The 25,355-nt window shown below is 47.5% G+C and carries 22 protein-coding genes; 21 read left to right on the forward strand and 1 reads right to left on the reverse strand.

Annotation, left to right across the window (positions count from 1 at the left end; genetic code table 11):
- Positions 1-16: 16 nt before the first annotated feature.
- The 21 genes from nusA (at position 17) to P397_RS0107400 (ending at position 24,775) form a co-directional block, all read left to right on the forward strand.
- A complete protein-coding gene (gene nusA / locus P397_RS0107300; RefSeq protein WP_026832665.1) occupies positions 17-1,141 on the forward strand; it encodes a transcription termination factor NusA in 1,125 nt (374 codons plus the stop codon).
- Positions 1,142-1,144: 3 nt separating this feature from the next.
- Positions 1,145-1,414, forward strand: coding sequence for an RNase P modulator RnpM (gene rnpM / locus P397_RS0107305; protein WP_026832666.1), 270 nt, complete (start codon positions 1,145-1,147; stop codon positions 1,412-1,414).
- Positions 1,407-1,709 (forward strand): YlxQ family RNA-binding protein, encoded by a 303-nt coding sequence (locus P397_RS0107310; protein WP_012370708.1) that lies wholly within the window; start codon positions 1,407-1,409, stop codon positions 1,707-1,709. Before rnpM ends, P397_RS0107310 begins: the two co-directional genes overlap by 8 nt.
- Before the next feature lie 15 nt (positions 1,710-1,724).
- Positions 1,725-3,893 carry a translation initiation factor IF-2 gene (infB, locus tag P397_RS0107315; protein ID WP_026832667.1) on the forward strand — a complete coding sequence of 723 codons (2,169 nt, stop codon included), beginning with the start codon at positions 1,725-1,727 and terminating at the stop codon, positions 3,891-3,893.
- Between the two features lie 36 nt (positions 3,894-3,929).
- Entirely contained in the window at positions 3,930-4,271 is a 342-nt protein-coding gene (rbfA, locus tag P397_RS0107320) for a 30S ribosome-binding factor RbfA (protein ID WP_026832668.1), read from the forward strand.
- A gap of 56 nt (positions 4,272-4,327) precedes the next feature.
- Complete coding sequence (gene truB, locus P397_RS0107325) at positions 4,328-5,236, forward strand: tRNA pseudouridine(55) synthase TruB (RefSeq protein WP_028106035.1); 909 nt, start codon at positions 4,328-4,330, stop codon at positions 5,234-5,236.
- Positions 5,237-5,252: 16 nt separating this feature from the next.
- Complete coding sequence (locus tag P397_RS0107330; protein WP_026832670.1) at positions 5,253-6,182, forward strand: bifunctional riboflavin kinase/FAD synthetase; 930 nt, start codon at positions 5,253-5,255, stop codon at positions 6,180-6,182.
- Between the two features lie 123 nt (positions 6,183-6,305).
- Positions 6,306-6,575 (forward strand): 30S ribosomal protein S15, encoded by a 270-nt coding sequence (gene rpsO, locus P397_RS0107335; RefSeq protein WP_012370703.1) that lies wholly within the window; start codon positions 6,306-6,308, stop codon positions 6,573-6,575.
- 136 nt (positions 6,576-6,711) lie between these two features.
- Positions 6,712-8,931: a polyribonucleotide nucleotidyltransferase gene (gene pnp / locus P397_RS0107340; protein WP_028106036.1), complete on the forward strand. Its 2,220-nt coding sequence runs from the start codon at positions 6,712-6,714 to the stop codon at positions 8,929-8,931.
- Between the two features lie 77 nt (positions 8,932-9,008).
- Entirely contained in the window at positions 9,009-10,232 is a 1,224-nt protein-coding gene (locus P397_RS0107345; RefSeq protein WP_028106037.1) for a M16 family metallopeptidase, read from the forward strand.
- A gap of 82 nt (positions 10,233-10,314) precedes the next feature.
- The gene (locus tag P397_RS0107350; protein ID WP_028106038.1) at positions 10,315-11,778 is read left to right on the forward strand and encodes a UDP-N-acetylmuramoyl-L-alanyl-D-glutamate--2,6-diaminopimelate ligase; all 1,464 of its coding nucleotides are present in this window, start codon (positions 10,315-10,317) and stop codon (positions 11,776-11,778) included.
- The gene (locus P397_RS0107355; protein ID WP_028106039.1) at positions 11,775-13,034 is read left to right on the forward strand and encodes a lipid II:glycine glycyltransferase FemX; all 1,260 of its coding nucleotides are present in this window, start codon (positions 11,775-11,777) and stop codon (positions 13,032-13,034) included. The genes P397_RS0107350 and P397_RS0107355 overlap by 4 nt, the downstream gene beginning before the upstream one ends.
- Positions 13,034-13,696 carry a M15 family metallopeptidase gene (locus P397_RS0107360; RefSeq protein WP_026832675.1) on the forward strand — a complete coding sequence of 221 codons (663 nt, stop codon included), beginning with the start codon at positions 13,034-13,036 and terminating at the stop codon, positions 13,694-13,696. The genes P397_RS0107355 and P397_RS0107360 overlap by 1 nt, the downstream gene beginning before the upstream one ends.
- Before the next feature lie 153 nt (positions 13,697-13,849).
- Complete coding sequence (locus P397_RS0107365; RefSeq protein WP_026832676.1) at positions 13,850-15,514, forward strand: ribonuclease J; 1,665 nt, start codon at positions 13,850-13,852, stop codon at positions 15,512-15,514.
- Between the two features lie 68 nt (positions 15,515-15,582).
- A complete protein-coding gene (locus P397_RS0107370) occupies positions 15,583-17,757 on the forward strand; it encodes a DNA translocase FtsK (protein WP_028106040.1) in 2,175 nt (724 codons plus the stop codon).
- 234 nt (positions 17,758-17,991) lie between these two features.
- Complete coding sequence (locus P397_RS0107375; protein ID WP_028106041.1) at positions 17,992-19,008, forward strand: BMP family lipoprotein; 1,017 nt, start codon at positions 17,992-17,994, stop codon at positions 19,006-19,008.
- A 222-nt stretch (positions 19,009-19,230) separates the two neighbouring features.
- Entirely contained in the window at positions 19,231-19,950 is a 720-nt protein-coding gene (locus P397_RS0107380) for a GntR family transcriptional regulator (RefSeq protein WP_026832679.1), read from the forward strand.
- Positions 19,951-20,077: 127 nt separating this feature from the next.
- The gene (locus P397_RS0107385; RefSeq protein ID WP_026832680.1) at positions 20,078-21,151 is read left to right on the forward strand and encodes a BMP family lipoprotein; all 1,074 of its coding nucleotides are present in this window, start codon (positions 20,078-20,080) and stop codon (positions 21,149-21,151) included.
- A 65-nt stretch (positions 21,152-21,216) separates the two neighbouring features.
- Positions 21,217-22,746: an ABC transporter ATP-binding protein gene (locus tag P397_RS0107390; RefSeq protein ID WP_026832681.1), complete on the forward strand. Its 1,530-nt coding sequence runs from the start codon at positions 21,217-21,219 to the stop codon at positions 22,744-22,746.
- On the forward strand, positions 22,743-23,816 hold the full coding sequence (locus P397_RS0107395; RefSeq protein ID WP_028106042.1) for an ABC transporter permease: 1,074 nt from the start codon (positions 22,743-22,745) through the stop codon (positions 23,814-23,816). The genes P397_RS0107390 and P397_RS0107395 overlap by 4 nt, the downstream gene beginning before the upstream one ends.
- Positions 23,816-24,775 (forward strand): ABC transporter permease, encoded by a 960-nt coding sequence (locus P397_RS0107400; RefSeq protein ID WP_026832683.1) that lies wholly within the window; start codon positions 23,816-23,818, stop codon positions 24,773-24,775. The genes P397_RS0107395 and P397_RS0107400 overlap by 1 nt, the downstream gene beginning before the upstream one ends.
- Positions 24,776-24,885: 110 nt before the next feature.
- Here the strand turns inward: P397_RS0107400 and P397_RS0107405 are convergent, their stop codons facing one another.
- Positions 24,886-25,134, reverse strand: coding sequence for a ferredoxin (locus P397_RS0107405; protein ID WP_012370689.1), 249 nt, complete (start codon positions 25,132-25,134; stop codon positions 24,886-24,888).
- Positions 25,135-25,355: the final 221 nt, after the last annotated feature.

Below are 25,355 nucleotides of genomic sequence, written 5' to 3' on the forward strand. Positions count from 1 at the left end.
GGAAAGGAAGAGAACGATGGGACCACAGTTACTTGAAGCAATCGAACAAATCGCAAAAGAAAAAGAGATCGATAAAAATATCATCATCGATGCGCTGGAACAGGCATTGATTTCCGCTTACCGTCGCAATTTTGGAAAAGAGTCGGAGGCAGTGAAGGTCGAGTTCGACCAGAAAACCGGAGACATCCGTGTCTTTGCGCTCAAAGAAGTCGTCGAACGGTTAACACAACCGGAAGAACAGCTTTCACTCGAAGAAGCGCATGAAATCGACCCGACGTATGAACTGGGCGATTTCCACAAGGTTGAAGTCACACCAGGTGATTTTGGACGGGTTGCAGCGCAGACGGCCAAACAAATCGTGACGCAAAAGATGCGTGAAGCCGAGCGAGAACGGATCTACAATCATTTCGCCGATCGTGAAGATGAGATCATGACGGGGATGGTCGAACGTCAAGATGCCCGCAATCTGTACGTCAATCTCGAAGGTATCGAGGCTGTTTTGACGACACACGAACAGATGCCGAACGAACGCTTCGGGATTCGTGAATACATTAAAGTGTACGTCACGAAAGTGGATCCGATGGTCAAAGGGTCAGGCGCATCGATTCTTGTCTCGCGGACGCATCCAGGCTTGTTAAAACGTCTGTTTGAAATCGAAGTACCGGAAATCGCAAGCGGCGAAGTCGAAGTGAAATCAGTGGCACGTGAAGCTGGTGATCGTTCAAAAATCGCAGTGGCTTCTGACGAAATCGATCCGGTCGGCGCATGTGTCGGTCAAAAGGGCGCACGTGTCCAACGGATCGTCAACGAGTTGAACGGGGAAAAAATCGATATCGTCCGGTATTCGGATGATCCAAAAGAGTACGTTGCCAACGCTCTGAGCCCGGCACAAGTCGTTGCCGTCTATGTCAATGAGCCGGCGAAAGCAACAATCGTTGTCGTACCGGACTTCCAATTGTCACTCGCAATCGGGAAACGTGGTCAAAATGCCCGTCTTGCAGCGAAATTGACAGGATGGAAAATTGACATCAAGAGCGAATCGGAAGCGGAATCGATGGAACTCAAGGATGTGTTCTTGAAAGTCGAGCCGGCTTCAGAAGCAGTTGACATGGAAGCGGTCCAAGTCGAAGGCGAGGAATAATTCGTGCAAAAGAAGGTACCATTACGTAAATGTGTCATCACACAAGAAATGCGTCCTAAAAAAGACTTAATTCGGGTCGTCCGGACACCTGACAGTGAGGTTGTCGTCGATCTTAATGGTAAAATGAATGGGCGAGGCGCCTATTTGACGAAAGATGCCACTGTCATTGCGACAGCAAAAAAGAAACGCACACTCGATCATCATCTGAAAGTCAAGACGACAGATGCATTATACGATCAATTGCTTGCGATCGCGGGAGGTACACATGAGTAAATGGGAATCGCTCCTTGGTCTCGCGAACCGAGCGCGGAAAGTGACGACTGGAGAAGAACTCGTACTGAAAGAAGTACGAGGGGGACAAGCCAAACTCGTCCTCTTAGCAGCAGATGCGGGGGCTGCCACGCGTAAGAAAGTGACGGATAAATGTACAAGTTATCGTGTTCCGTACATTGAAGTCGGAGATCGAAACATTCTTGGACATGCACTTGGGAAAGACGCGCGTGTTGTCGTGTCAGTCAATGAAGCCGGATTTGCGAAAAAGCTAACGGAACTCCTCTCGAACGATTAACTGGAGGTGGATCTTTTGGGTAAACGTGTATACGAATTCGCGAAAGAACAGAACGTAACGAGTAAGCAGGTCATCGCCCAGCTCGAAAAACTGGAAAAACCGGTCAAGAACCATATGGCGGTTTTAGATGAACAGACAGTACAGCAACTCGACAAAGTATTTAATCCCGAGAAACATCGGGTCCAAAAAACGGAGGCTCCAAAACAAGTGAAATCAGATAATAAACCGAACAGACCAGGAACATCTAACAAACCAGCAGGGAACCAATCACGTAATACAAAAGGCGGACGTCCAGAATTCGGCAACCGCAACAACCGTGGCGGCAAACGTCGTCCACAGAAAAAAGCAGAACCACGCAAATTAGAAGTAGCAGATCCAAATTCAAAATCAAGTCAACGAAAAGCGGCACGTCGTGCGCAAGAAGAAGCGATGGCGAACGTCGTTCAATACGCGGATAACTTGACGGTCGGCGAACTCGCTGAAAAAATGGACAAAAAACCAAACGAACTCATCATGAAATTGATGGGAATGGGTGTCATGGCGACAATTAACCAAGATCTCGATGATGAGACGGTTGAATTGCTTGCATCTGACTTCGGATTCGAAGTCGAGAAAACAGTTAAAGTCGATGAAACAGACTTTGATGCATATGAACTGAACCTCGATAACTACGAATTGTCAGAACGTCCACCGGTCGTTACGATCATGGGACACGTTGACCACGGTAAAACGACATTGCTTGACTCGATCCGAAACACAAAAGTCACAGCAGGCGAAGCCGGCGGAATCACGCAGCACATCGGTGCGTACCAAGTTGAAATCGAAGGAAAGAAAATCACGTTCCTCGATACACCAGGTCACGCCGCCTTTACAACAATGCGGGCACGTGGGGCAGATGTCACCGACATCGCCATCATCGTCGTCGCAGCAGATGACGGTGTCATGCCGCAGACGGAAGAAGCCATCAGTCATGCGAAGGCAGCCGGAGTTCCCATCATCGTTGCTGTCAACAAGATGGATAAAGAAGGCGCAAATCCGGACCGTGTCAAACAAGAATTGACGGAGTTCGAACTCGTAGCTGAAGACTGGGGCGGCGACACGATCTTCGTACCTGTTTCAGCACTAAAAGGCGACGGAATCGATGAGTTGCTTGAGATGATTCTGCTTGTCTCAGAAGTTCAAGAATACAAATCAACACCTGACATGCACGGACGCGGAACGGTCATCGAAGCGAAACTCGACAAAGGACGTGGACCGGTCGCAACATTGCTCGTCCAACACGGAACACTTCGTGTCGGCGATCCAATCGTCGTCGGTCACACATTCGGTCGGATCCGGGCGATGGTCAACGATATCGGTCGTCGTGTCAAAGAAGTCGGTCCGTCGACACCAATCGAAATCACAGGATTAAACGATGTGCCAAAAGCGGGCGATCAATTCTTTGCGTTTGAAGACGAGAAAAAAGCACGTCAAATCGGTGAAGCACGTTACCAACGTGAAATCGAAGCGCAACGTCGTGATTCAGCGAAAGTCAGCTTAGAAGATCTCTTCGACCGCATCAAAGAAGGCGAAGTCAAAGACCTCAACATCATCATCAAAGGTGACGTTCAAGGTTCTGTCGAAGCCCTTGCCGGTTCACTCAAGAAAATTGATGTCGAAGGTGCTAAAATCAACATCGTTCACTCGGGTGTCGGTGCGATCACAGAAGGTGATGTCATCTTGGCTTCAGCAGCTAACGCCATCATCATCGGCTTTAACGTCCGTCCGGATGGTAACGCCAAGTCAATGGCAGACCAAGAGAAGGTTGAGATTCGTCTCCACAAGATCATCTATAACGCGATTGAAGAAATCGAACAAGCGATGAAAGGTCTCCTTGATCCTGAATTCGTTGAGAAAATTATCGGTCAAGCGGAAGTTCGTGACGTCATCAAAGTCTCGAAAGTCGGAACAATTGCCGGTGGTTATGTCACTGAAGGTAAGCTGACTCGTTCAGCAGGTGTCCGTGTTGTCCGTGACAGCATCGTCATCTACGAAGGAAAACTCGATACGTTACGCCGCTTCAAAGACGATGTCAAAGAAGTTGCTGCCGGGTACGAGTGTGGGATCAAGATTGAGCGTTACGACGATATCAAAGTAGACGATGTCATCGAAGCGTTCGTCATGGAAGAAGTCAAACGGAAGTAACAGAACGGATCAGAATCCGAACTGGAGGGGTATAGAATGAGCGTACGTTCAAATCGTGTAGCAGAACAGGTGCGTAAGGAAATTACGCAGATGTTGATTAAAGATGTGAACGATCCACGGGTCAAGGCGGTTACGGTAACAGGTGTTGAAGTCACCGGTGACTTGCAACAAGCAACGATCTTTTATTCGGTGCTCGGTGATGAAACAGTGCGTGAAGAAGCACGGGTTGGTCTTGAAAAATCAAAAGGGTTCATGCGTAAAGAAATCGGATCACGGATTCGTTTACGGAAGACACCTGAATTGATTTTTGAGATTGACACATCAGTCGAGTACGGATCACGAATCGACGAGTTGCTCCGGAACTTGAACAAGGATTAAACAGGACAAGGGCAACCACAGGCGTGGTTGCCCTTTTTTAGGAGGGAATGAATAAGATGGAACCAATAGGTGTATTACCGTTAGATAAGCCGGCCGGCATGACGAGCCATGATTGTGTGTTTCGATTGCGTCGTCTTTTTCAAACCAAAAAAGTGGGGCATACGGGTACGCTTGATCCGGAAGTGACGGGTGTTTTACCGATCTGTCTCGGACGAGCGACGAAGCTCGCCCGCTTTATTACAGATGAAGGAAAACGCTATGCAGCGGAAGTGACGATCGGGTACGCGACGACGACGGAAGATGCGCACGGCGAGACCGTTCGGGAAACACCGGTCGAACCGGGCGCCATTTCACAGGAAGACATTGACGGGATCTTACAACAGCTGACCGGTCAATTGGAACAGACACCACCTTATTATTCGGCTGTCAAAGTGAACGGGAAAAAATTGTACGAATATGCCCGTAAAGGAATTGAAGTCGAACGCCCGACACGCATCGTCCAAATCGATACGCTCGAGCGGACGTCCGAAGTGACCTTTGAACAAAACGTCTGTCGTTTCCGGATCGAGATTGCTTGTGGAAAAGGAACGTATATCCGGACACTTGCCGTAGAGATTGGCGAACGTTTAGGATACGCCGCTCATATGAGCGACCTCAGACGGACGAGTTCAGGTGCGATGTCTGAAACAGAGGCAGTAACGCTTGCGACACTGGAAGCATGCGAAACGGTTGAAGAACGAATGCAATACGTGTTACCGATTGAACAGGTCATTCAAAAATGGCCCCGCTTGACGGTTGATGCGGAAACAGCAGGGCGTGTGCTCAACGGTGGTAAACTATCAGGCATTCCGGTCGAATTTGATCGGTTTACTGTCTATAATGAAGAAGGAACACCATTGGCAATTTATCGGCTCGATCCGGATATCAAGATGGGACGCGTCGAGGTCATGCTACAAATCGATTAGGATCGGAGAGATCAGAATGGACATCATTCATTTAACATATCCAGAAAGACCGGTGGAGGATCCGGCGGTCATCGCATTAGGTTTTTTTGATGGCGTGCATCTTGGACATCAGCAGGTGTTGCAAGAAGCTTTAACAGAAGGGCGAAAACGAAACGTTCCGGTTGCGGTCATGACGTTTGATCCCCATCCAAAACAAGTGCTCGGTCAGGGAACGGAGCAGGTTCGCTACATTACTCCACTCGACCGGAAACTCGAAAAGATGAAACAACTTGGAATCGATCGTGTCTATGTCATTGAGTTCACCGTGGCATTCTCTGAACTCTCTCCCCAAGAATTCGTCGATCAATATCTGATTGCTGCAGGTGCAGTTCATATCGTCGCCGGTTTTGATTACTCATATGGTCGGTTTGGAGCCGGAAAGATGGCGACGCTCGATTTTCACAGCCGGGGACGATTTGATCATACGATTGTATCGGAACATCAAGCGCAGGATGAAAAAATCAGTTCGACACGGATTCGCCAGTTGCTCGCTGCGGGAGCTGTCTCAGAAGCGGCTACGTTGTTGGGTGAACCGTACCAAACAAAAGGAATCGTCATTCACGGGGACGCGAGAGGCAGACAAATCGGGTTTCCGACAGCAAACATCCGTCCCGAATTTGCCTACGTCATCCCTAAACTGGGTGTCTATGCGACGTTTGTTCATTTAGAAGACGGACGAAAATATCCGGCGATGACAAACATCGGACGCCGTCCAACGTTTTATGAAACGGGAGAAGTCAGCATCGAAACACACCTGTTACAATTTGATGAAGATTTGTATGGGCAGGAACTAAAACTCGAATGGATGGCCTACTTACGGGACGAACAAGCGTTTGACGGTATCGAGAGCTTAAAAAACCAGCTCGCACACGATAAAATTGAAGCAATGCAGGCATTAACGGTTTGACAGACGGTCATCGGTTCGATATGATGAGTCAGTACGAATACGTACAGCCGGTTGGCTTGGCATCAGGTCTCACCATCCGATGCTCGGCAACACGGTCATTCAAAAGATGGAGGTGGAGTGACAATGGCACTCACTAAAGAACGTAAAAACGAAATTATCGAAGCTTATGCTACGAAACAAGGCGATACTGGTTCGCCGGAAGTACAAGTTGCTGTTTTAACTGAACAGATCACAACTTTAAACGATCACTTACGTACACACAAAAAGGATCACCACTCACGTCGTGGTCTCTTGAAAATGGTTGGTCGTCGCCGTAACTTGCTCACATACCTTCGTAACAAGGATGTTTCACGTTACCGTTCATTGATCGAGCGTCTTGGTCTTCGTCGCTAATCGGAACAGATCAACAAGGAAGCAGGAGCATCGTCTCCGGCTTCTTTTTTTTTGCCGATTCATGGACATTTGACGTCAGAACATCCATAATTAGATTTGAATGAAAAAACGGATAGAAGTGAGAGGGGATTTGTGCATGTCACAAACAAAACAGACGTTTTCGACCGAACTCGGTGGACGTCCTTTAACAATTGAAATCGGTCAACTGGCCAAACAAGCAAACGGAGCAGCGTTGATCCGCTACGGTGAAACGGCAGTTCTGGCGACGGTTGTTGCATCTAAACAACCAAAAGACTTGGATTTCTTCCCATTAACAGTGAACTATGAAGAAAAATTATATGCTGCCGGTAAAATTCCGGGTGGCTTCCTAAAACGTGAAGGACGTCCAGGCGAAAATGCGATTTTGACATCACGCTTGATTGACCGTCCAATCCGTCCGTTATTCCCAGACGGATTCCGTCATGACATTCAAGTCGCAACGACGGTATTATCGTCAGATGAAGATAACTCACCAGAAGTCGCAGCGATGATCGGGGCATCGATTGCCCTGTCGATCTCAGACATTCCGTTTGATGGTCCGATTGCAGGTGTGACAATTGGTCGTGTTGACGGTGAATTCATCATCAATCCGACATTGGCTCAGGCGGATGCGAGTGATATCGACTTGCAAGTCGCTGGAACAAAACACGCGGTCAACATGGTTGAAGCGGGTGCGAAAGAAGTATCAGAAGAAGCGATGCTGGAAGCGATTCTCCTCGGGCATGATGTCATCAAGACATTGATTGCCTTCCAAGAAGAAATCGTCGCAGCGGTCGGAAAAGAAAAATTTGAATACACGGTTTCTTCGTTTGACGAGACGCTTGTCTCACGTCTGAAAGCTGATGCACTGGCGGAAGTGACGACGGCCGTTCAAGTCGAAGAAAAACAAGCACGTGATATCGCAATCAACGAAGTGATTTCAAAATACATCGATCAGTACGCAGCAGATGAGTCTATTTCGGAAGCGCAACTGTCTGAAGTATCAGGTGTCTTGAATAAATTCGTCAAAGCTGAAGTCCGTCGTTTGATCACAGACGATAAAGTCCGTCCGGATGGTCGTGGTCTTGCTGAGATTCGTCCACTTGATTCAGAAATCGGTCTCTTGCCGCGTGCCCACGGTTCAGGTCTCTTCACTCGTGGTCAAACACAAGTCTTGTCTGTTGCGACACTTGGTGTTGCAGGGGATGCTCAAATCATCGATGGTCTCGGATTAAAAGCGGAAAAACGTTTCATGCACCATTACAATTTCCCGCCGTTTTCTGTTGGGGAAGCACGTCCGATGCGTGCACCGGGTCGTCGTGAAATTGGTCACGGAGCACTCGGTGAACGTGCCTTGTTACCGGTTCTTCCTTCGGAAACGGATTTCCCGTACACGATTCGTCTTGTGTCAGAAGTTCTTGAATCAAACGGTTCATCTTCACAGGCGTCAATTTGTGGATCAATCCTTGCGATGATGGATGCCGGTGTGCCGCTTAAAGCACCAGTTGCCGGGATTGCAATGGGCTTGATCAAAGAAGGCGAAAACTATTCGATTTTGACAGACATTCAAGGGATGGAAGATCATCTCGGTGACATGGACTTCAAAGTTGCAGGAACAAAAGACGGCGTTACGGCGCTTCAAATGGACATGAAAATTGGCGGCATCACGCGTCAAATTCTAGAAGAAGCACTTGAACAAGCACGTCTTGGCCGTCTGCATATTCTGGAACACATGAACTCCGTCATCGCAGAACCACGAACTGAACTGTCGAAATATGCGCCGAAAATCGTCACGCTGAAAATCAATCCGGATAAAATCCGTGATGTGATTGGACCCGGCGGTAAAGTCATTAACGGCATCATCGATGAGACTGGTGTTAAGATTGATATCGATCAAGACGGAACCGTCTTCATCGCGTCAACGGATCAAGACGGCATCAACCGTGCCCGTCAATTGATCGAAGACATCGTCCGTGAAGTCGTGATCGGCGAAGAGTTTGACGGAACGGTTCGTCGGATTGAGAAATTCGGTGCGTTCGTTGAACTGTTTAAAGGAAAAGATGCCCTTGTGCATATTTCAGAACTTGCGCTTGAGCGTGTCGGTCAAACAGAAGACGTCGTCAAATTAGGTGACAAGTTGAAAGTGCGTGTCACGGAAGTTGACGATAAAGGACGTGTCAACGCGTCACATAAAGTCCTCCTTGTTGAAGGCATGACTCCGGAAGATCGCGCATCTTACGAAGAAAAGAAAAAAACAGAGCGTGAAAACCGCCCGCCGCGTCGGGATACTGGATCTCGCCCACCACGTGACGGACAACGTCCACCACGTCGTAACTAATGAAAACAAGGTGGCTCAACGGTGCGAAAACGTGCATCGAGAGCCACCTTGTTTCATATTTGAAGGAGGAGCAAGTCATGATTGAACAGATTACATTACCAAACGGTGTCCGGATTGTCAGTGAACGGATGTCGAATACCCGCAGTGTCGCCACCGGTATTTTCATTAAGGCCGGCTCACGTACGGAAACGATGGAAGAACACGGGATCAGTCATTTGATTGAACACATGATGTTTAAAGGGACCGCACAGCAATCCGCGAAAGAAATCGCCGTTTATTTTGACCGGCTTGGTGGTAATATTAATGCATTCACGAGTAAGGATCAGACGTGTTATTATGTCAAGACATTAGATGAACATGCGCGGGCTGCATTTGACGTTCTGGCGGATATGTTCCTGGACTCGAAGTTTGAAGAAGAGGAACTGGAAAAAGAAAAACGTGTCGTCATTGAAGAAATCAAGATGTATGAAGATACACCGGACGACCTCGTTCACGAACTGCTAGCGATTGCGGCATATGGCGACGATGTCATGGCACGTCCCATCCTCGGTACGGAAGAGAGTGTCCTAAAAATCAATCGTCAGATGATTATGGAGTATGTCAAGGAAGCGTATGCTCCGGATCAAATCGTCATCTCACTGGCGGGGCATGTGACGGATGAATTGATTGCTCAGGTCAAAAACCGCTTCAGCATCATCGAACCGAGTCAAACGACCCGCCATATCCAAGCTCCCATTCTCAAAAGTGATACCGTGCGGAAGGAAAAAGACACGGAGCAAGTGCATGTGTGTTATAACTTCCCATCCATCGCGTCGGCCGACGACCGTCTACCGACGTTGGCTTTGTTAAACAACGCTTTCGGAGCGACGATGTCCAGTCGTCTGTTCCAATCGATTCGCGAAGACCGTGGTCTCGCGTATTCCGTCTTCTCGTATTACACGACATTTGACGACCATGGGACGTTTACGATTTATGTCGGGACATCAAAAGAAACACTGGAAGAGGTCGAAACCGTCTTAGCAGCTGAAATCAAGACGTTATTGGCCGATGGTCTGACAACAAAAGAAATCGAGGACGGCATCGAGCAATTAAAAGGATCGCTCATCCTTGGAAATGAGAGTACATCAAGCCATATGAACCGAAATGCGCGAAATGAAATTCATTTAGGGACACATCCGACGTTAGAGGAAGTCCTGGCGGAAGTGGAACAGATTACAGCAACGGACATTCGGGAAATGATCACACATATCTTCAGTCAACCGCCTGCAAAAGCGTACATCTTGCCGGAAATTGAAGGATGAGACCTTGAAACAGAACGGAGCTTCCCCTACACTGAGATAGCATGTAATTGAAAAACAAGATGTTGAGAAAGAAGGAATACCCTTGAACTTAGCTGAATTAATCGGAGTCATTCAGACTCAAAAAATTGAACGTATGGTAGATGCGCACGTGGTCTCCTTAACAACAGATTCACGAGATGTGAAGCCAGGGACGTTATTTGTCGCCATTAAAGGATATACAGTGGATGGACACGATTATGCGCAACAAGCCGAGGCACAGGGGGCCGTTGCGATTGTCTCAGAACGTCTGCTCGACGTGACGATTCCTGTTATTCTTGTACGGAGTACGACACGAGCCATGGCAGAACTGGCTGGTAAGTTTTATGACTATCCTTCTGAAAAGATGCGGATGATCGGCATTACGGGCACGAACGGTAAGACGACAACGACGACGATTGTGCGTGACGTTTTGGCCCAGTTGGGACGAAAAACGGGAATCATCGGAACGGTTGAAGTGAAGATTGGTGACCGGGTCGTTCCGAGTCGGAATACGACACCGCAAAGTTCCGAACTCCAAGCCTTTTTCCATCAGATGCAACAAGAAGGTGTCGAAGATGTCATCATGGAAGTCTCTTCCCATGGATTAGAGCTCGGACGGGTGACCGGTACGGACTTTGATGTCGCCGGGTTTACGAACCTGACACACGATCACCTCGATTTCCATAAGACATTTGAAAATTACGCCCGTGCTAAAGGGCTGTTGTTTGCCCAACTCGGACAACGGTTATCTGATCAAAAGGTTGCCGTCTTGAATGCGGATGATGAAACAAGTGCCATGTTCGAGATGATGACAGGTGCTCGTGTCCTGACTTACGGGATTGATCAACCGGCCGACTTGCAAGCGAAAAACATTACACAGACCCTGCAAGAAACGACATTTACGATGGTGTACCAAGAACAGGCGATCGAATTGACCGTTCAATTCATCGGTCGATTTAATGTCTACAATTTATTGCTTGCGACAGGCATCTTGTTATCGATCGGGTACAGTTTGACTGAGATTTCGAATGCGATCACTCAGATTCAACCTGCTAAGGGACGGATGCAACGTTTACCGATTGAAGGGTACAATATTTATGTCGATTATGCGCATACGCCGGACGGAATTGAGCAATGTCTCAAAGCATTAGTCGATGTGCCAAAAGAAAACATCATCTTTTTAATCGGGACAGGTGGAAACCGGGACGTGACCAAACGTCCGATGATGGGACAACTCGCGTCGACGTATGCGGGAACCGTCGTCATCACGACGGATGATCCACGTTTTGAATCCTACGAATCGATTACGAGCGGTATCGCTTCCGGCATGTTACATGATCAGTTTGTTGAAATTGGAGATCGGGAGGAAGCAGTTCGTTATGCAGCCAGTCTGGCCCGTCCGGACAACATCGTGATCTTGGCAGGAAAAGGGCATGAAAAATATCAAATCATTGGGGATGAAAAAACACCCCTCGACGAAGAACAACTCGTCAAAGAGATGATACGCCAATTGGAGGAAAAGAAGTGACTTACCAACAACTAGAATTAGAGCAGACACAATTTGAAGCCTTTGTTAAAACACATCCTAAAGGGGATTTGTTACAATTGCCGGCCTGGGGATCCGTGAAAGCGGCAACCGGTTGGACACATGAACGGATTGCCGTCGGTACGGCGGACGGACAACCGGTTGGGGTAGCCCTCCTGTTGTTTAAACAAGTTCCGAAACTGCCTTTTACATTATGTTATGCTCCGCGTGGTTTCGTCGTCGATTACAGTGATCAAGCGGCTGTTGCCGCTTTACGGGATGCGGCGATCCAGGTTGCGAAAAAACGAAAAGCGATCGCCATCAAACTTGATCCGAACGTCGATCGAACAGAGTATCCGAACTTGTTACAAGAGATGCAGACACTTGGCTTTAAACATAACGGATTTGGCGGCGGTTTTGATTATGCACAACCCCGCTTTACGATGGAAACGAGCCTGGAAGGAACGGAAAAAGAAATTTTTGATCGATTCCATTCGAAGTTCCGTTACAATGTCCGGTTGGCTGAACGAAAAGGGATCGTCTGTTATGAAGCGTCACGGGCGGAACTCAAGACGTTCGCTAAACTGATGGTCGAAACAGGCGAACGTGACGGGTTTTCCATTCGCGGATTGGATTATTTCGAGAATCTATACGACCACTTGCATCCAACCGGAGACGCAGCGTTGTTCCTGACGAAACTCGATGTCGTCCGAGCACTTGAAAATACAGAAGCGGCCTTACTCCAAGCGGATAAGGAGCTAACGAAAATTCATCGTCAACTCGAGAAAGAGACGGTTGAGAAAAAGCTCAACAGCTTAAACAATCGATTGGAACAGACGACAGCTCAGATGGTCAAAGCAGAAAAATCGAAAACCGAGTTATTGACCATTGCGGCGAAACATCCGGACGGTGTGATTTTATCCGGAGGTCTCTTGACATTGGCCGGTCGACGTTCGTATTACCTTTACGGGGCTTCATCAAATGAATACCGGGAGTTCATGCCGAATCATTTGATGCAGTGGACGATGATGCGTCATGCCAAGGCAAACGGTGCTCTTTCCTACGATTTTGGCGGTGTCAGCGGTTCGACGGATCCGGACGATCATTACGCCGGATTGTATGCCTTTAAATCGGGCTGGGGCAGTGAGATGATCGAAAAGATTGGTGAATTTGATTACGTCTTGAACAAGCCATTGTATCTCTTGCTGGAAACGGGCTTGCCAATCCTTCAAAAAATTCGGAAGAAGTTACGCCGTTAATGAAACGGGGGACAATCTTCATCTGGATTTTGTTCCTGTTCGTCATGTTTGCCGTAGGTCTGTTTCTTGCTGCATCGACTGATCGGATGCCGAGTATTCTGGTGGATCAGCCGGATTTAGGAATTGACAGTTGTCCACGCGACCAAGCAGGAGAAAATCGTCTCATTAATGACAGTGCCGAAAACTTAAAAAATCTTCATCCTGCAGTTGAGGCGGGCGCAAAAGATTTGATTCGCCTCAGTCACTCCTGTTACAACATCGATATTCGGATTACGCAAGGATATCGGACAAAGAAACAACAGGACGCTTTGTATGACCAAGGACGTTCCCGTGCTGGAGAAATCGTCACCAATGCGCGTGGTGGCGAATCGATGCACAATTACGGTCTTGCTTTTGACTTCGTTCAGATGGTAGATGGGGATATCTCCTATGATCTGGAGTACGACGGAAACAATTCCGGGAAAAGTGACTGGCGGGAAGTCGCGGCGGTCGGGAAGGCACTTGGCTTTGAGTGGGGCGGTGACTGGAAACGATTTGTCGATTATCCGCATTTTGAAATGACGTTTGGGTATTCCCTTGACGATCTTCAAGCGGGTGAACGACCGAGCCGGCAAGAAAAAGCAAACCGGACGGAAGAAATCGAGACGCTTTTGGCGCCATAAACTAACATCGTGTTGCCCTTTGGATAGGCAATACGATGTTTTTTTTTCGTTTTCATGGTCCCTGTTGTTGGCAGAACGGCAAAGTTCGGCTAGAATAGTGATAGTGATAAGTGGACGGCTCACGAAAAGTGAATATAAATAGGAGGTCATGTTGTGTCAAAGAAAAAGACGGAAAAAGTAAGCGTCTTTGCTCTTGGTGGAGCCGGTGAAATCGGTAAGAACATGTACGTCGTCGAACTCGACGAGGACATCTTCGTAATCGATGCCGGATTAATGTTCCCAGGAGACGAGATGCTTGGAATCGACAAAGTCATTCCAGACATCAGTTATTTAAAGGAAAACAAAGAACGGATTCAAGGGATTTTCATCACCCATGGTCATGAGGATCATATCGGAGCGCTCAGTTACGTCTTACGGGACTTAAAAGTACCTGTTTACGGGACACGTTTAACACTTGGATTAATTGAAATTAAACTAAAAGAAGCCGGTTTATTGAAAAAGGCAGATCTTCGTCCAATTGATGCCAAGACGAAATTAACCGTAGCGGGACATTTCATTACCTTTTTCCGCGTCAATCATTCGATTCCGGATGCCGTCGGGGTATGTATCCAGACATCGCAAGGCGCAATCGTCCATACCGGAGACTTCAAGTTTGATTATACGCCGGTTGACGGGAAACAAGCGGATTTCGGGAAGATCGCGGCCATCGGTCAGCGTGGTGTCCTTTGTCTGTTGTCTGATTCGACGAATGCCGAACGTCCTGGTATGTCCGGCTCAGAATCAACAGTCGGTTCTGAATTAAACGATGTCATTTACGAAGCACCGGGTCGTGTCATCGTCGCATCGTTTGCGTCAAATGTACACCGGTTGCAACAAGTGTTTGCAGCAGCAGAAGCTAACAATCGTAAAGTAGCGGTTGTCGGTCGCAGCATGGTCAATATCGTAGAAGTGGCGCAACGTTTAAACTACTTACGATTTAAACAAAAAACGTTGGTCGAACTGTCTGATATCAACCGTCTGGATGACAATCAAGTCGTCATCTTGACGACGGGTTCGCAAGGGGAACCGATGGCAGCACTCACGCGCATGGCGCGTAATGCCCATAAACAGGTGAACATTCGTCTGAACGATACGGTTGTCGTCGCGGCTTCACCGATTCCGGGAAATGAGAAGTCTGTCTCGAAAACGATTGACCTCTTGTTCCGCGCGGGAGCGAACGTCATCTACAATCAACGGAAAGTCCACGTATCCGGTCACGGTCATGCGGAAGACTTGAAATTAATGCTGAACTTGATTAAGCCTAAATTCTTTGTGCCGATCCATGGTGAGTTCCGGATGCAAAAAGCACACAGCCGTTTAGCCCAAACTGTAGGTGTCAATGCCAACAATATCTTCATCATCGAAAATGGGGATGTCGTTGAATTTGAAAAACGAAAAGCACGGATGTCACGTAAAGTGAACGCCGGGAACGTCTTGATTGATGGAATCGGTGTCGGAGATGTGGGGAACATCGTCCTTCGTGATCGTCGTCTCTTATCGCAAGATGGTGTCGTCCTCTGTGTCATCACCATCAGTCGGAAAAATAAAACGATCGTTTCGGGACCAGAAATCATTTCACGTGGATTCGTCTATATGCGGGAATCTGAAGATATGATCAATGAAGCCAATCGAATCGTTGCGAAGCAACTGCAAGGGAAATTGAATGGTGAACTCGATTGGACTGAAATGAAGTCGCTGATTCGTGATAAGCTCAGTTCTTATCTGTATGAACAGACAAAACGCCGTCCAATGATCTTGCCGATTATCATGGAGATTTAACAAGAAGAGCGACTCAGAAAGGCCGATCCATGGTCAGCTGGGTCGTTTTTTTATCAGGAGGTATACACATGGCAACAACGAAAAAGGGACCTGTCCGGAAGGCGCCGGCTCGAAAACGCCCGCCCGCGAAAAAACGCCCGCCGGTCAAGAAACAGCGTCAACCTATCGAGTACCGTACATATGCCGCCATCATTGCGGTTCTTTCGTTGCTCGCATACGTGCTGGCACTTGGGCGGTTTGGACGGGTCGGCGAAGTACTGGCTCAGTTTGCGCAAGATCAAGTCGGACAATTTGGTTCACTTCTTTACGGACTATTGGGAGGAATCTTGTTACTCGTCTTGTCGAATCAGCCACGTTACGCTAAATGGGCCTGGTCGTTTCTGACTCTCGGCAGCTTGATTTGGATTGATTTAATCCTTGGACAACCACGCGGTGCCGTCAATGCCTGGCTCTATCAAGGTTCCTCTTATTATATTTCGAGTTTTGGTGCGTTTATGATCGGTCTGTTTCTGATAGCGAGCGGCATTCATTTACTTCAGCCGTCGTTTTTTAGTGAGTTGCTGTTTGGAATCAAAGAACGCATTCAAGAATTCCGGCAACGGGAACGGAGTGTTTCACCGAAACGAGAACGTCCGTTGAAACGGAAGCAAGAGGAAACGAAACCGGAACAAAACGAAACCGTGGCTGAGCAAAAGAAGACACTGAAAAAACAAGCTGTCCGAGAAACGGTACCCGAGGAAGCGCCGGTCAACCTCCAGGATGTCCCGATCATCGGTTTTGCCGATCATATCGAACCACAGGCAAAAGAGACACAAGGTCCGTTGACGATGACCGAGACACCGGACGGTTATCAACTGCCGTCGCTGGACTTATTGGCGGAACCCGTGACAAAAGATTTGTCGGGGGAAAACAAACGTCTGAAAGACAATGCGACAAAATTGATCGCCACTTTAAAATCATTCGGAATTGGAGCCAAGGTCTTGAAGATCCATCTTGGTCCGAGTGTCACGAAATATGAGATTGAACCCGACCAAGGCATCAAGCTCAGTCGGATCACCGGACTGGCCGACGATTTGGCGTTGGCGCTAGCAGCCAAAGATATCCGGATTGAAGCACCGATACCAGGGAAGGCAGCCGTCGGCATCGAGGTACCGAACCGCGAAGTCGCGATGGTGTCACTGCGAGAAGTGCTGGGGGCGGAAAGCGTTCAGGCTGATCCAGATCGACTGCTCGTCGCTCTTGGTCGAAGCATTTCGGGAGAAACGGTCACAGCAAAGCTCAACAAGATGCCGCACGTGTTAGTAGCCGGCTCAACGGGATCCGGAAAATCCGTTTGTATCAACGGGATGATCGTTTCGATTTTGATGCGGGCACGACCGGATGAAGTCCGTCTGATGATGATTGATCCGAAGATGGTCGAATTGAATGTCTATAACGGCATTCCGCATCTCCTTGCACCGGTCGTGACCGATCCGAAAAAGGCGGCACAAGCCTTAAAACAAGTCGTTTCAGAGATGGAGCGGCGTTATGAAATCTTCAGTCAAAACGGAGCCCGAAACATCGAAGGGTACAACGCGTTGATTGATAAGATGAATGCAGAAGAAAAAGTCCATCAGCGTTTGCCGTACATCGTCGTCATCGTCGACGAGTTGGCCGATTTGATGATGGTCGCGTCGAACGAAGTCGAAGATGCGATCATGCGACTCGCGCAGATGGCCCGGGCAGCAGGCATTCATATGGTCATTGCGACACAGCGTCCAAGTGTTGACATCATTACGGGTGTCATCAAAGCGAACATTCCGTCACGAATTGCGTTCAGCGTGTCGAGCGGAACGGACTCGCGGACAATCCTTGATACAAGTGGAGCCGATAAACTACTCGGACGAGGCGACATGCTGTTACTCGGAAACGGAATGAATAAACCCGTTCGTGTCCAAGGGGCCTTCTTATCAGATGAGGAGGTCGAGACGATCGTCAACCATGTCATCTCGCAACAAAAAGCACAATATGTCGAGGCGATGATTCCGAAGGATGTACCGGAAGGTGAAACGGAAGTCGATGACCCATTATACGATGAAGTCGTTCAGTTCATTCTGACCCAAGAAACAGCATCAACTTCGATGATCCAACGGAAATATCGGATTGGGTATAATCGCGCCGCCCGACTGATTGACGCATTGGAAGAAAATGGACTGATCGGTCCGTCTGAAGGATCAAAACCACGACGCGTCATGGGACGTTGAGTAAAAAAGAGGAGGGAGCCGGCATCGGATCTGTCCTCTTTTTTTGTTCAAAATCCAAAAAATAAAAACTTAAACCGTTTTCATAAAAATAGTTGTCAGACGTCTGTTGATTTTAGAAAGGATATTTGTCATACTCAGTCATATGAGTTGGCGTACCAGATAACGGTACGTGAGCGACTTTTTCACAAATAGATAATGAAAGCGCTCACATAACAGGAAGAGGAGATGGCTAGAATGAAAAAACAGTATGCGTTCGTATCTGCGATGACAGTCGCAACAGTTGGTTTGGCAGCATGTGGAGGATCGGAAGAAAACAGTTCGAGTAAAAAAGATCAGTTCTCGGTGGCGATGGTTGCCGATAAAGGCGGAATCGACGACAAATCGTTTAACCAGTCGGCATGGGAAGGGCTGCAAGCGTACGGTCAAGAACATCAGCTTAAACAGAATGACGGCTACTCATATCTTCAGTCAAAATCACAGCAAGACTATCAACCTAACTTGTCGCGCCTCGCACGTGGTGGCGAAAGTCTGGTCTTCGGAATCGGGAATACATTTAATGAAGACATTGAAACGGTAGCCAAACAATTTAAAGAGACACAATTCGCTATCGTCGATAACGTCGTCCCTGGCGATAACGTTACATCGATTACATTCAAAGAAAATGAAGGCGCCTACTTGGCTGGAATCGTTGCCGCCATGGAAACAAAAACAGACCACATCGGTTTTGTCGGCGGAATGAAGATGGACGTCATCGAACGGTTCCGTGCCGGATTTGAAGCTGGAGCAAAATCGGTAAATCCAAAAATCAAAGTGGACGTTCAATATGCGGAAGACTTTGCTGCACCGGAGAAAGGACAAGCAATCGCGGCCGGCATGTACGGAAAAGGCGCGGATATCATTTTCCCGGCAGCCGGTGGTACAGGAAACGGTGTCTTCACAGAAGCGAAGAACCGTAAGAAAAATGGAGAAGCGGTTTCAGTTATCGGTGTGGACCGCGATCAAAAAGAAGAAGGAATGCCAGAAGACGTAACATTGACGTCTGTCATCAAACGCGTTGATCGTGCCGTTCAAGATACAGCCAACGCAGCAAAAGACGGCAAATTAAAAGGCGGCGAAACGATTCGTTACGGATTAAAAGAGCAAGGTGTTGACTTAGTGGAATCGGACAAGCTGTCGAAAAAAACGTTAGAGAAGGTTGAACAAGCAAAAGAAGCAGTCATTGAAGAAAAAACAACGGTCCCTGAACAATAAGAGACGGGAAGAGAACGGGTATTCTTAGGTAGAATGCCCTATTTTCTTCCAATCTTATTTGCGTTATGAAAAGGGTTACAAAAGCGCCAGAAGTCAGACTTCTAACCTGTTACAAAATGATTGCAGGATTGTGTCCGGCATCATATACTTATCTTGGCTGGAGTTCTCATACGTCAGAAGTCTGAGCACTGGTTACAACTAGATAGAGGATGGAGATGCGTCATGTCGATTAAATTAGATCATCGTTTGCTTTATTTACGTGTGATTGAAAAAATCAAGTCCGACATCGATGACGGCGTTTACAAGGAAGGCGAGAAACTACCTTCAGAGTTTGAACTTTCAAAGCAACTTGGCGTTAGTCGAGCGACTCTTCGAGAGGCTTTACGAATTCTTGAAGATGAGAACATCGTCATCCGTAAACACGGTGTCGGTACGTTTATCAATGCAAGACCACCATTTACTTCCGGAATCGAAGAACTCTACAGTGTCACGGAGATGATTGCGCGTGCTGGTATGATTCCGACATCCGAAGTGTTGTCATCAGAAATGGTGCAACCAACCGAACGGGACCGGGAACGCTTTCAATTAGGTCCGGATGAACTGGTTTATCGAATCGAACGAATCCGCTTTGCGGGAGATGTTCCTGTCGTCTATTGTGTCGATAAGATTCCAAGCCATTATATTAAAAATGAAGAACAGTTTACGTCTTCGACATCACTGTTTGACGCACTAGAAAAAGAATTAGGACGCCGTGTCACCCATGCGGTCACGCATATCGAGCCGCGGATCGATCCAAAAATCGCTGAACAACTACATACGGATCAACCGCTACTCGTACTGCGGCAAACGCATTATGATGAACTCGATCGATCCGTTCTTTATTCAGCGAACTATTTCCGTGCGGATAAGTTCGATTTCCACGTCATCCGTAAGCGTGTCTAACCACTCGTTTTAGGAACTTTACTGAAAGCGCTTCCGCCTACCTACGTAACGCTCCTCATCACCAGCCTCAGGTGCTTGACGTAGTCAGGAACTTTGTATGACCATATTCGAAAGGGGATTATTTCAGATGAAAAAGAAGTCACTTCTCGCACTAGCAGCAACAGGTTTAGCAATGAGTTCGGTACTCGCAGCATGTGGCGGTAACGACGAGTCAAAGGATTCAGGCAGCGGTAACGAAAAAGAAGGCTTCAAAGTAGGTATGGTTACAGATACAGGCGGTGTAGACGATAAATCGTTTAACCAATCAGCGTGGGAAGGGATTCAAAAATTCGGTAAAGACAACGACTTAAAAGAAGGTACAGGCTACAAGTATCTTCAGTCGGCGAAGCAATCGGATTACCAACCGAACCTTCAGCAATTGGCACGTGCGAAATACGACTTGATCCTCGGAATCGGGTTCTTGATGGCTGAAGATATCGGAAAAGTAGCGGATCAGTTCAAGGACAACAACTTTGCCCTCGTTGACATGGTTGTCGACAAACCAAACGTCGCGTCAATCGTCTTCAAAGAAAACGAAGGATCATTCCTCGTTGGTGTTGTTGCTGGTCTGACAACAAAATCAGATAAAGTCGGTTTCGTCGGTGGCGTTAACTCTGACTTGATCAAAAAGTTCGAAAATGGATTCAAAGCCGGCGTCAAAGCCGTTAATCCGGATGCTGACATCGAAGTTCAATACGCAGAAGATTTCAACGCTGCTGAAAAAGGACAAGCAATCGCATCAGGTATGTACGGTAAAAAAGTTGACGTCATCTACCACGCTGCTGGCGGAACAGGACAAGGTGTCTTCACAGAAGCGAAAAACCGTAAGAAAAACGGTGAAGATGTTTGGGTAATCGGTGTTGACCGTGACCAAGTCGAAGAAGGTATGCCGGAGAACGTCACGTTGACGTCGATGGTCAAACGTGTTGATACAGCTGTTGAGCAAGTATCAAAAGATACGAAGGACGGCAACTTCCCAGCAGGTGAAGTCGTAGAATTCGGATTAAAAGACGGCGGTGTTGATATCGCACCTTCACAAGACAACATCAAAGAAGATGTCTTGACAAAAGTAGAAGACTACAAAAAACAAATCATCGATGGCAAAATCACAGTTCCTGGAACTGACGATGAGTTTAAAGAATACGAAGCAACACTTAAATAAACTGGAAGCGGGGGTCGCTAGTACTGCGGCCTCCCCTTTTAAACTAAACATGGGAGTGGATTTTCTTGGAATACGTCATTGAGATGCTAAACATACGAAAAGAGTTTGGCAGTTTCGTCGCAAATGATAACATCACGCTCCAGCTTCGGAAAGGTGAGATTCACGCTTTACTTGGTGAAAACGGTGCCGGAAAATCGACGCTGATGAACGTCTTATTTGGTTTGTATCAGCCTGAGGCTGGAGAAATTCGTGTACGTGGCGAGAAAGCAAACATTACGAGTCCAAACGTCGCGAATGATCTTGGGATCGGGATGGTGCATCAACATTTCATGCTCGTTCAAAATTTCACGGTCACAGAAAATATCATCTTAGGTGCAGAGCCGAAAGCAGGGCTCAAAATTGATCGGGCGACGGCGCGGGAAAAAGTGCGTCAAATCTCAGAACAATATGGTTTGGCAGTTGATCCGGATGCGAAGATCGAAGACATTTCGGTGGGGATGCAACAGCGTGTCGAAATTTTAAAGACCCTTTACCGTGGCGCTGATATTCTAATCTTTGATGAGCCGTCAGCTGTTTTAACACCACAAGAAATCAAAGAATTGATTCAAATCATGAATCGACTGATTGCGGAAGGGAAATCGATCATCTTGATTACCCACAAGCTGAAGGAAATCATGGAAGTCGCTGATCGTTGTACAACGATTCGCCGCGGAAAGTATATCGGCACTGTCGACATCGATGAAACGATGACCCAATCAAGATTAGCTGAAATGATGGTAGGGCGTGAAGTAAACTTTAATGCGGAGTATTCCAAGGCAAATCCACAAGAACTGGTACTGGATATTAAAGATTTAGTCGTCAAAGACAGTCGGGGCATCAAAGCCGTTGACGGATTGAACCTTGATATCCGCGCAGGAGAAATCGTTGGGATCGCCGGGATTGATGGAAATGGACAAACGGAATTGATTGAAGCGATTACCGGTCTTCGTAAAGCGGACAGTGGTGAAATCTTCCTCAACAACAAGTCGATTAAAAACTTGAAACCACGGAAAGTGACAGAGTCAGGTGTCGGTCACATCCCGCAAGACCGTCATAAGCATGGTCTTGTCCTTGACTATTCAATCGGTCATAACATGGTGTTACAAACGTATTATCAAAAACCATATTCGAAAGCCGGTATCATGAACTATGGTCAAGTCATGGAGAAAGCAAAAACCTTAATCGAGAAGTTCGACGTCCGAACTCCAAGTCCGGAAACGTTTGCCCGCGCCTTATCAGGCGGGAATCAGCAGAAGGCGATCATTGCACGAGAAGTAGATCGTTCACCAGATCTGTTGATTGCGGCGCAACCGACACGTGGACTTGATGTCGGGGCGATTGAGTTCATTCATGAACAGCTTGTATTGGAACGTGAAAAAGGGCGCGCAGTCTTATTGATTTCGTTTGAGTTGGAAGAAATTCTTCAAGTGTCGGACCGAATTGCTGTTCTTTACGAAGGACGGACCGTTGCTTTCCTCGATCCAAAGGAAACGAATGAGATTGAACTCGGCTTCCTGATGGCTGGCGGTAAGAAAGAGGAGGTTGGTCGTTCATGAAATTAGAACGTTTTTACGGGATATTAATTCCGATTCTTTCCATCATTTTAGGGATGGTCGTTGGTGCGATCGTCATGCTTGCTGGAGGATACGATCCGATTGCCGGATTTGATCAATTGTTTTATGGGATTTTTGGTGAGCCATACAGTATTGGGGAAACATTACGTGCTGCTGCTCCGTTGATTTTTGCCGGTCTTGCGGTGGCCTTTGCCTTCCGGACCGGGTTATTCAACATCGGAGTTGAAGGACAAGTACTTGTCGGCTGGATGGTTGCCGTCTGGATCGGGATTGAGTTTGACTTGCCGACAGCAATCCACTTACCGCTTGCATTGATTGGTGCGGGACTTGCCGGTGCACTCTGGGCCTCGATTCCGGGGATTTTAAAAGCGCGTTTTCATGTGCATGAAGTCATTACATCGATCATGATGAACTACATCGCACTTTATGTGACGAATGATATTCTCCGGAATGTCATCGGTATTGAAAATGAACGGACGGAATCCGTCAAAGAAACGGCTTCGCTCGCTTCACCGTTCTTGCAAGAATTAACAGACTTCTCTCGTCTGCATAACGGAATTTTCATCGCCGTTCTAGCCGCACTCGTCTTTTGGTTCATTCTTTGGAAGACGACACTCGGTTACGAGTTACGAGCTGTCGGCTTCAATAAGAGTGCTGCCGAGTATGCCGGTATGGGTGTCAACAAGAACATCGTTCTGTCGTTCGTCATCTCGGGTGTATTTGCAGGACTTGCCGGAGCAATGGAAGGATTAGGAACGTTCCAGAACATGACGTTGAACGCATCGTTTACCGGTGTCGGATTCGATGGGATCGCCGTTGCCTTACTCGGAGCAAACAATCCGATCGGAGTCGTTCTGGCTGCCTTACTGTTTGCGGGTCTCAATATCGGTGGTCTCTCGATGCAACAAATTGGAATACCGCCTGAATTAATCAAAATCATCATTGCGTTCATCATTATCTTCGTAGCTTCTGGTTACGCAATTCGTCTCTTGATCGAGAAGTTTACGGTCAAAAAGACAGAAACCAAAAAAGTGAAAGGAGCCGATAAATAATGGGCTTTCTAGAAGTACTTTATATTATCGTACCAATTGCACTTGCCTATTCGGCTCCGTTGATCATTGCAGCACTCGGTGGGATCTTCAGTGAACGTTCAGGTGTCGTCAACATCGCGCTTGAAGGATTGATGGTCATGGGTGCATTCTCCGGAATCGTTTCTGCCCTGACGTTATCGAAAATGGGACTGGGTGCGGCAAGTCCATGGCTTGCGATGCTGATTGCAATCGTCGTCGGCGCCGTCTTCTCGCTGTTCCTCGCGATTCCAGCGATTTTATTCCGGGCCGACCAAACGGTTCTTGGAGTAGCGATCAACATGTTGGCAGTAGGTCTGGCGATTTTCCTTGTCCGCGCCTTGTATGACAAAGGTCAGACGGATTCGATTCCAAACCGGATCTCGAAGGAGAACGTCCCGTTCCTCTCTGATATCCCGGTCCTCAAAATGTTTTTCGCAAACGTCTATTACACATCGTACATTGCGATTGCTTTAGCGTTTGTCGCCTGGTATGTCATCTTTAAAACGCCGTTTGGTCTCCGCCTTCGGTCAGTCGGGGAACACCCGATGGCTGCGGATACGATGGGAATCAATGTCACGAAAATGCGTTTCATCGGTGTCATGATCTCTGGTGGCTTCGGTGGTCTTGCCGGTGCAGTCTATGCGACATCGATTTCCTTGAACTTCAGTGTCACGACGATTCTCGGACAAGGGTTCTTGGCGATCGCGGCGATGATTTTCGGAAAATGGAATCCGCTCGGAGCGATGGGCGCAGCCCTGTTCTTCGGATTCGCTCAAGCGATTTCCATCATCGGGCAACAGTTGCCGCTCCTCGATCAGATTCCACAGGTCTACTTGCTGATCGCACCGTACCTGTTGACGATTCTGGCGCTTGCCGGTGTTGTCGGTCGTGCCGATGCGCCAAAAGCAGTCGGTGTGCCGTATATCAAAGGAAAACGTTAACAATCATTTACAGGACATCACTCGGCGGCAGGGAAACTTGTCACCGGGTGATGTTTTTTATGTGCCATAAAAAAAGCAACACCTGGTGAGGTGTTGCCGGAGTGTTGATTCTATTCGTATTTTAATGCGTCGCCTTCAAATGATTCGTCGGCTACTTTGATGGAGTCGGTCGGGCATCCTTCGAATGCATCGATCATATCATCAAACAAGGCTTCTGGAATTTCAGCTGTTCCCTTGTTATCATCTAAAATGACATACGCCAATCCCTCATCATCATAATCATAAATATCCGGTGCAGCTGCACCACAAGCACCACATGCGATACATGTGTCTTTGTCAACAATTGTAAATTTCGCCATCATTCATTCTCCTCTCTATTCGAAAACATCAGAAGCTAAGTACTGTTCTCATCTATAAGTCATTGTATCGGACTCATGCACGCATTTCAATGAAGAAGAGGTAGAAGTATCGGAAGATTACGATGCTTGAGGAAAAAATAAGACCTCGTATAAGACTGGATGGATTCAAAATGGTGGAATTTACGCAAGAAATGTAAAATGAAGTACAACAGGATTTGTAT

The sequence above is a fragment of the Exiguobacterium undae DSM 14481 genome (assembly GCF_000620805.1).
In the GTDB taxonomy this organism is placed as follows: domain Bacteria; phylum Bacillota; class Bacilli; order Exiguobacteriales; family Exiguobacteriaceae; genus Exiguobacterium_A; species Exiguobacterium_A undae.

Coding starts and splice junctions, on each gene's coding strand:
- rpsO (WP_012370703.1), top strand. CDS start 6,306: ATGGCACTCACTAAAGAACGTAAAAACGAAATTATCGAAGCTTATGCT.
- P397_RS0107400 (WP_026832683.1), top strand. CDS start 23,816: ATGGGCTTTCTAGAAGTACTTTATATTATCGTACCAATTGCACTTGCC.
- P397_RS0107330 (WP_026832670.1), top strand. CDS start 5,253: ATGGACATCATTCATTTAACATATCCAGAAAGACCGGTGGAGGATCCG.
- pnp (WP_028106036.1), top strand. CDS start 6,712: ATGTCACAAACAAAACAGACGTTTTCGACCGAACTCGGTGGACGTCCT.
- rbfA (WP_026832668.1), top strand. CDS start 3,930: ATGAGCGTACGTTCAAATCGTGTAGCAGAACAGGTGCGTAAGGAAATT.
- P397_RS0107360 (WP_026832675.1), top strand. CDS start 13,034: ATGAAACGGGGGACAATCTTCATCTGGATTTTGTTCCTGTTCGTCATG.
- P397_RS0107405 (WP_012370689.1), bottom strand. CDS start 25,134: ATGGCGAAATTTACAATTGTTGACAAAGACACATGTATCGCATGTGGT.
- nusA (WP_026832665.1), top strand. CDS start 17: ATGGGACCACAGTTACTTGAAGCAATCGAACAAATCGCAAAAGAAAAA.
- P397_RS0107385 (WP_026832680.1), top strand. CDS start 20,078: ATGAAAAAGAAGTCACTTCTCGCACTAGCAGCAACAGGTTTAGCAATG.
- P397_RS0107395 (WP_028106042.1), top strand. CDS start 22,743: ATGAAATTAGAACGTTTTTACGGGATATTAATTCCGATTCTTTCCATC.
- P397_RS0107345 (WP_028106037.1), top strand. CDS start 9,009: ATGATTGAACAGATTACATTACCAAACGGTGTCCGGATTGTCAGTGAA.
- P397_RS0107310 (WP_012370708.1), top strand. CDS start 1,407: ATGAGTAAATGGGAATCGCTCCTTGGTCTCGCGAACCGAGCGCGGAAA.
- P397_RS0107380 (WP_026832679.1), top strand. CDS start 19,231: ATGTCGATTAAATTAGATCATCGTTTGCTTTATTTACGTGTGATTGAA.
- truB (WP_028106035.1), top strand. CDS start 4,328: ATGGAACCAATAGGTGTATTACCGTTAGATAAGCCGGCCGGCATGACG.
- P397_RS0107370 (WP_028106040.1), top strand. CDS start 15,583: ATGGCAACAACGAAAAAGGGACCTGTCCGGAAGGCGCCGGCTCGAAAA.
- P397_RS0107375 (WP_028106041.1), top strand. CDS start 17,992: ATGAAAAAACAGTATGCGTTCGTATCTGCGATGACAGTCGCAACAGTT.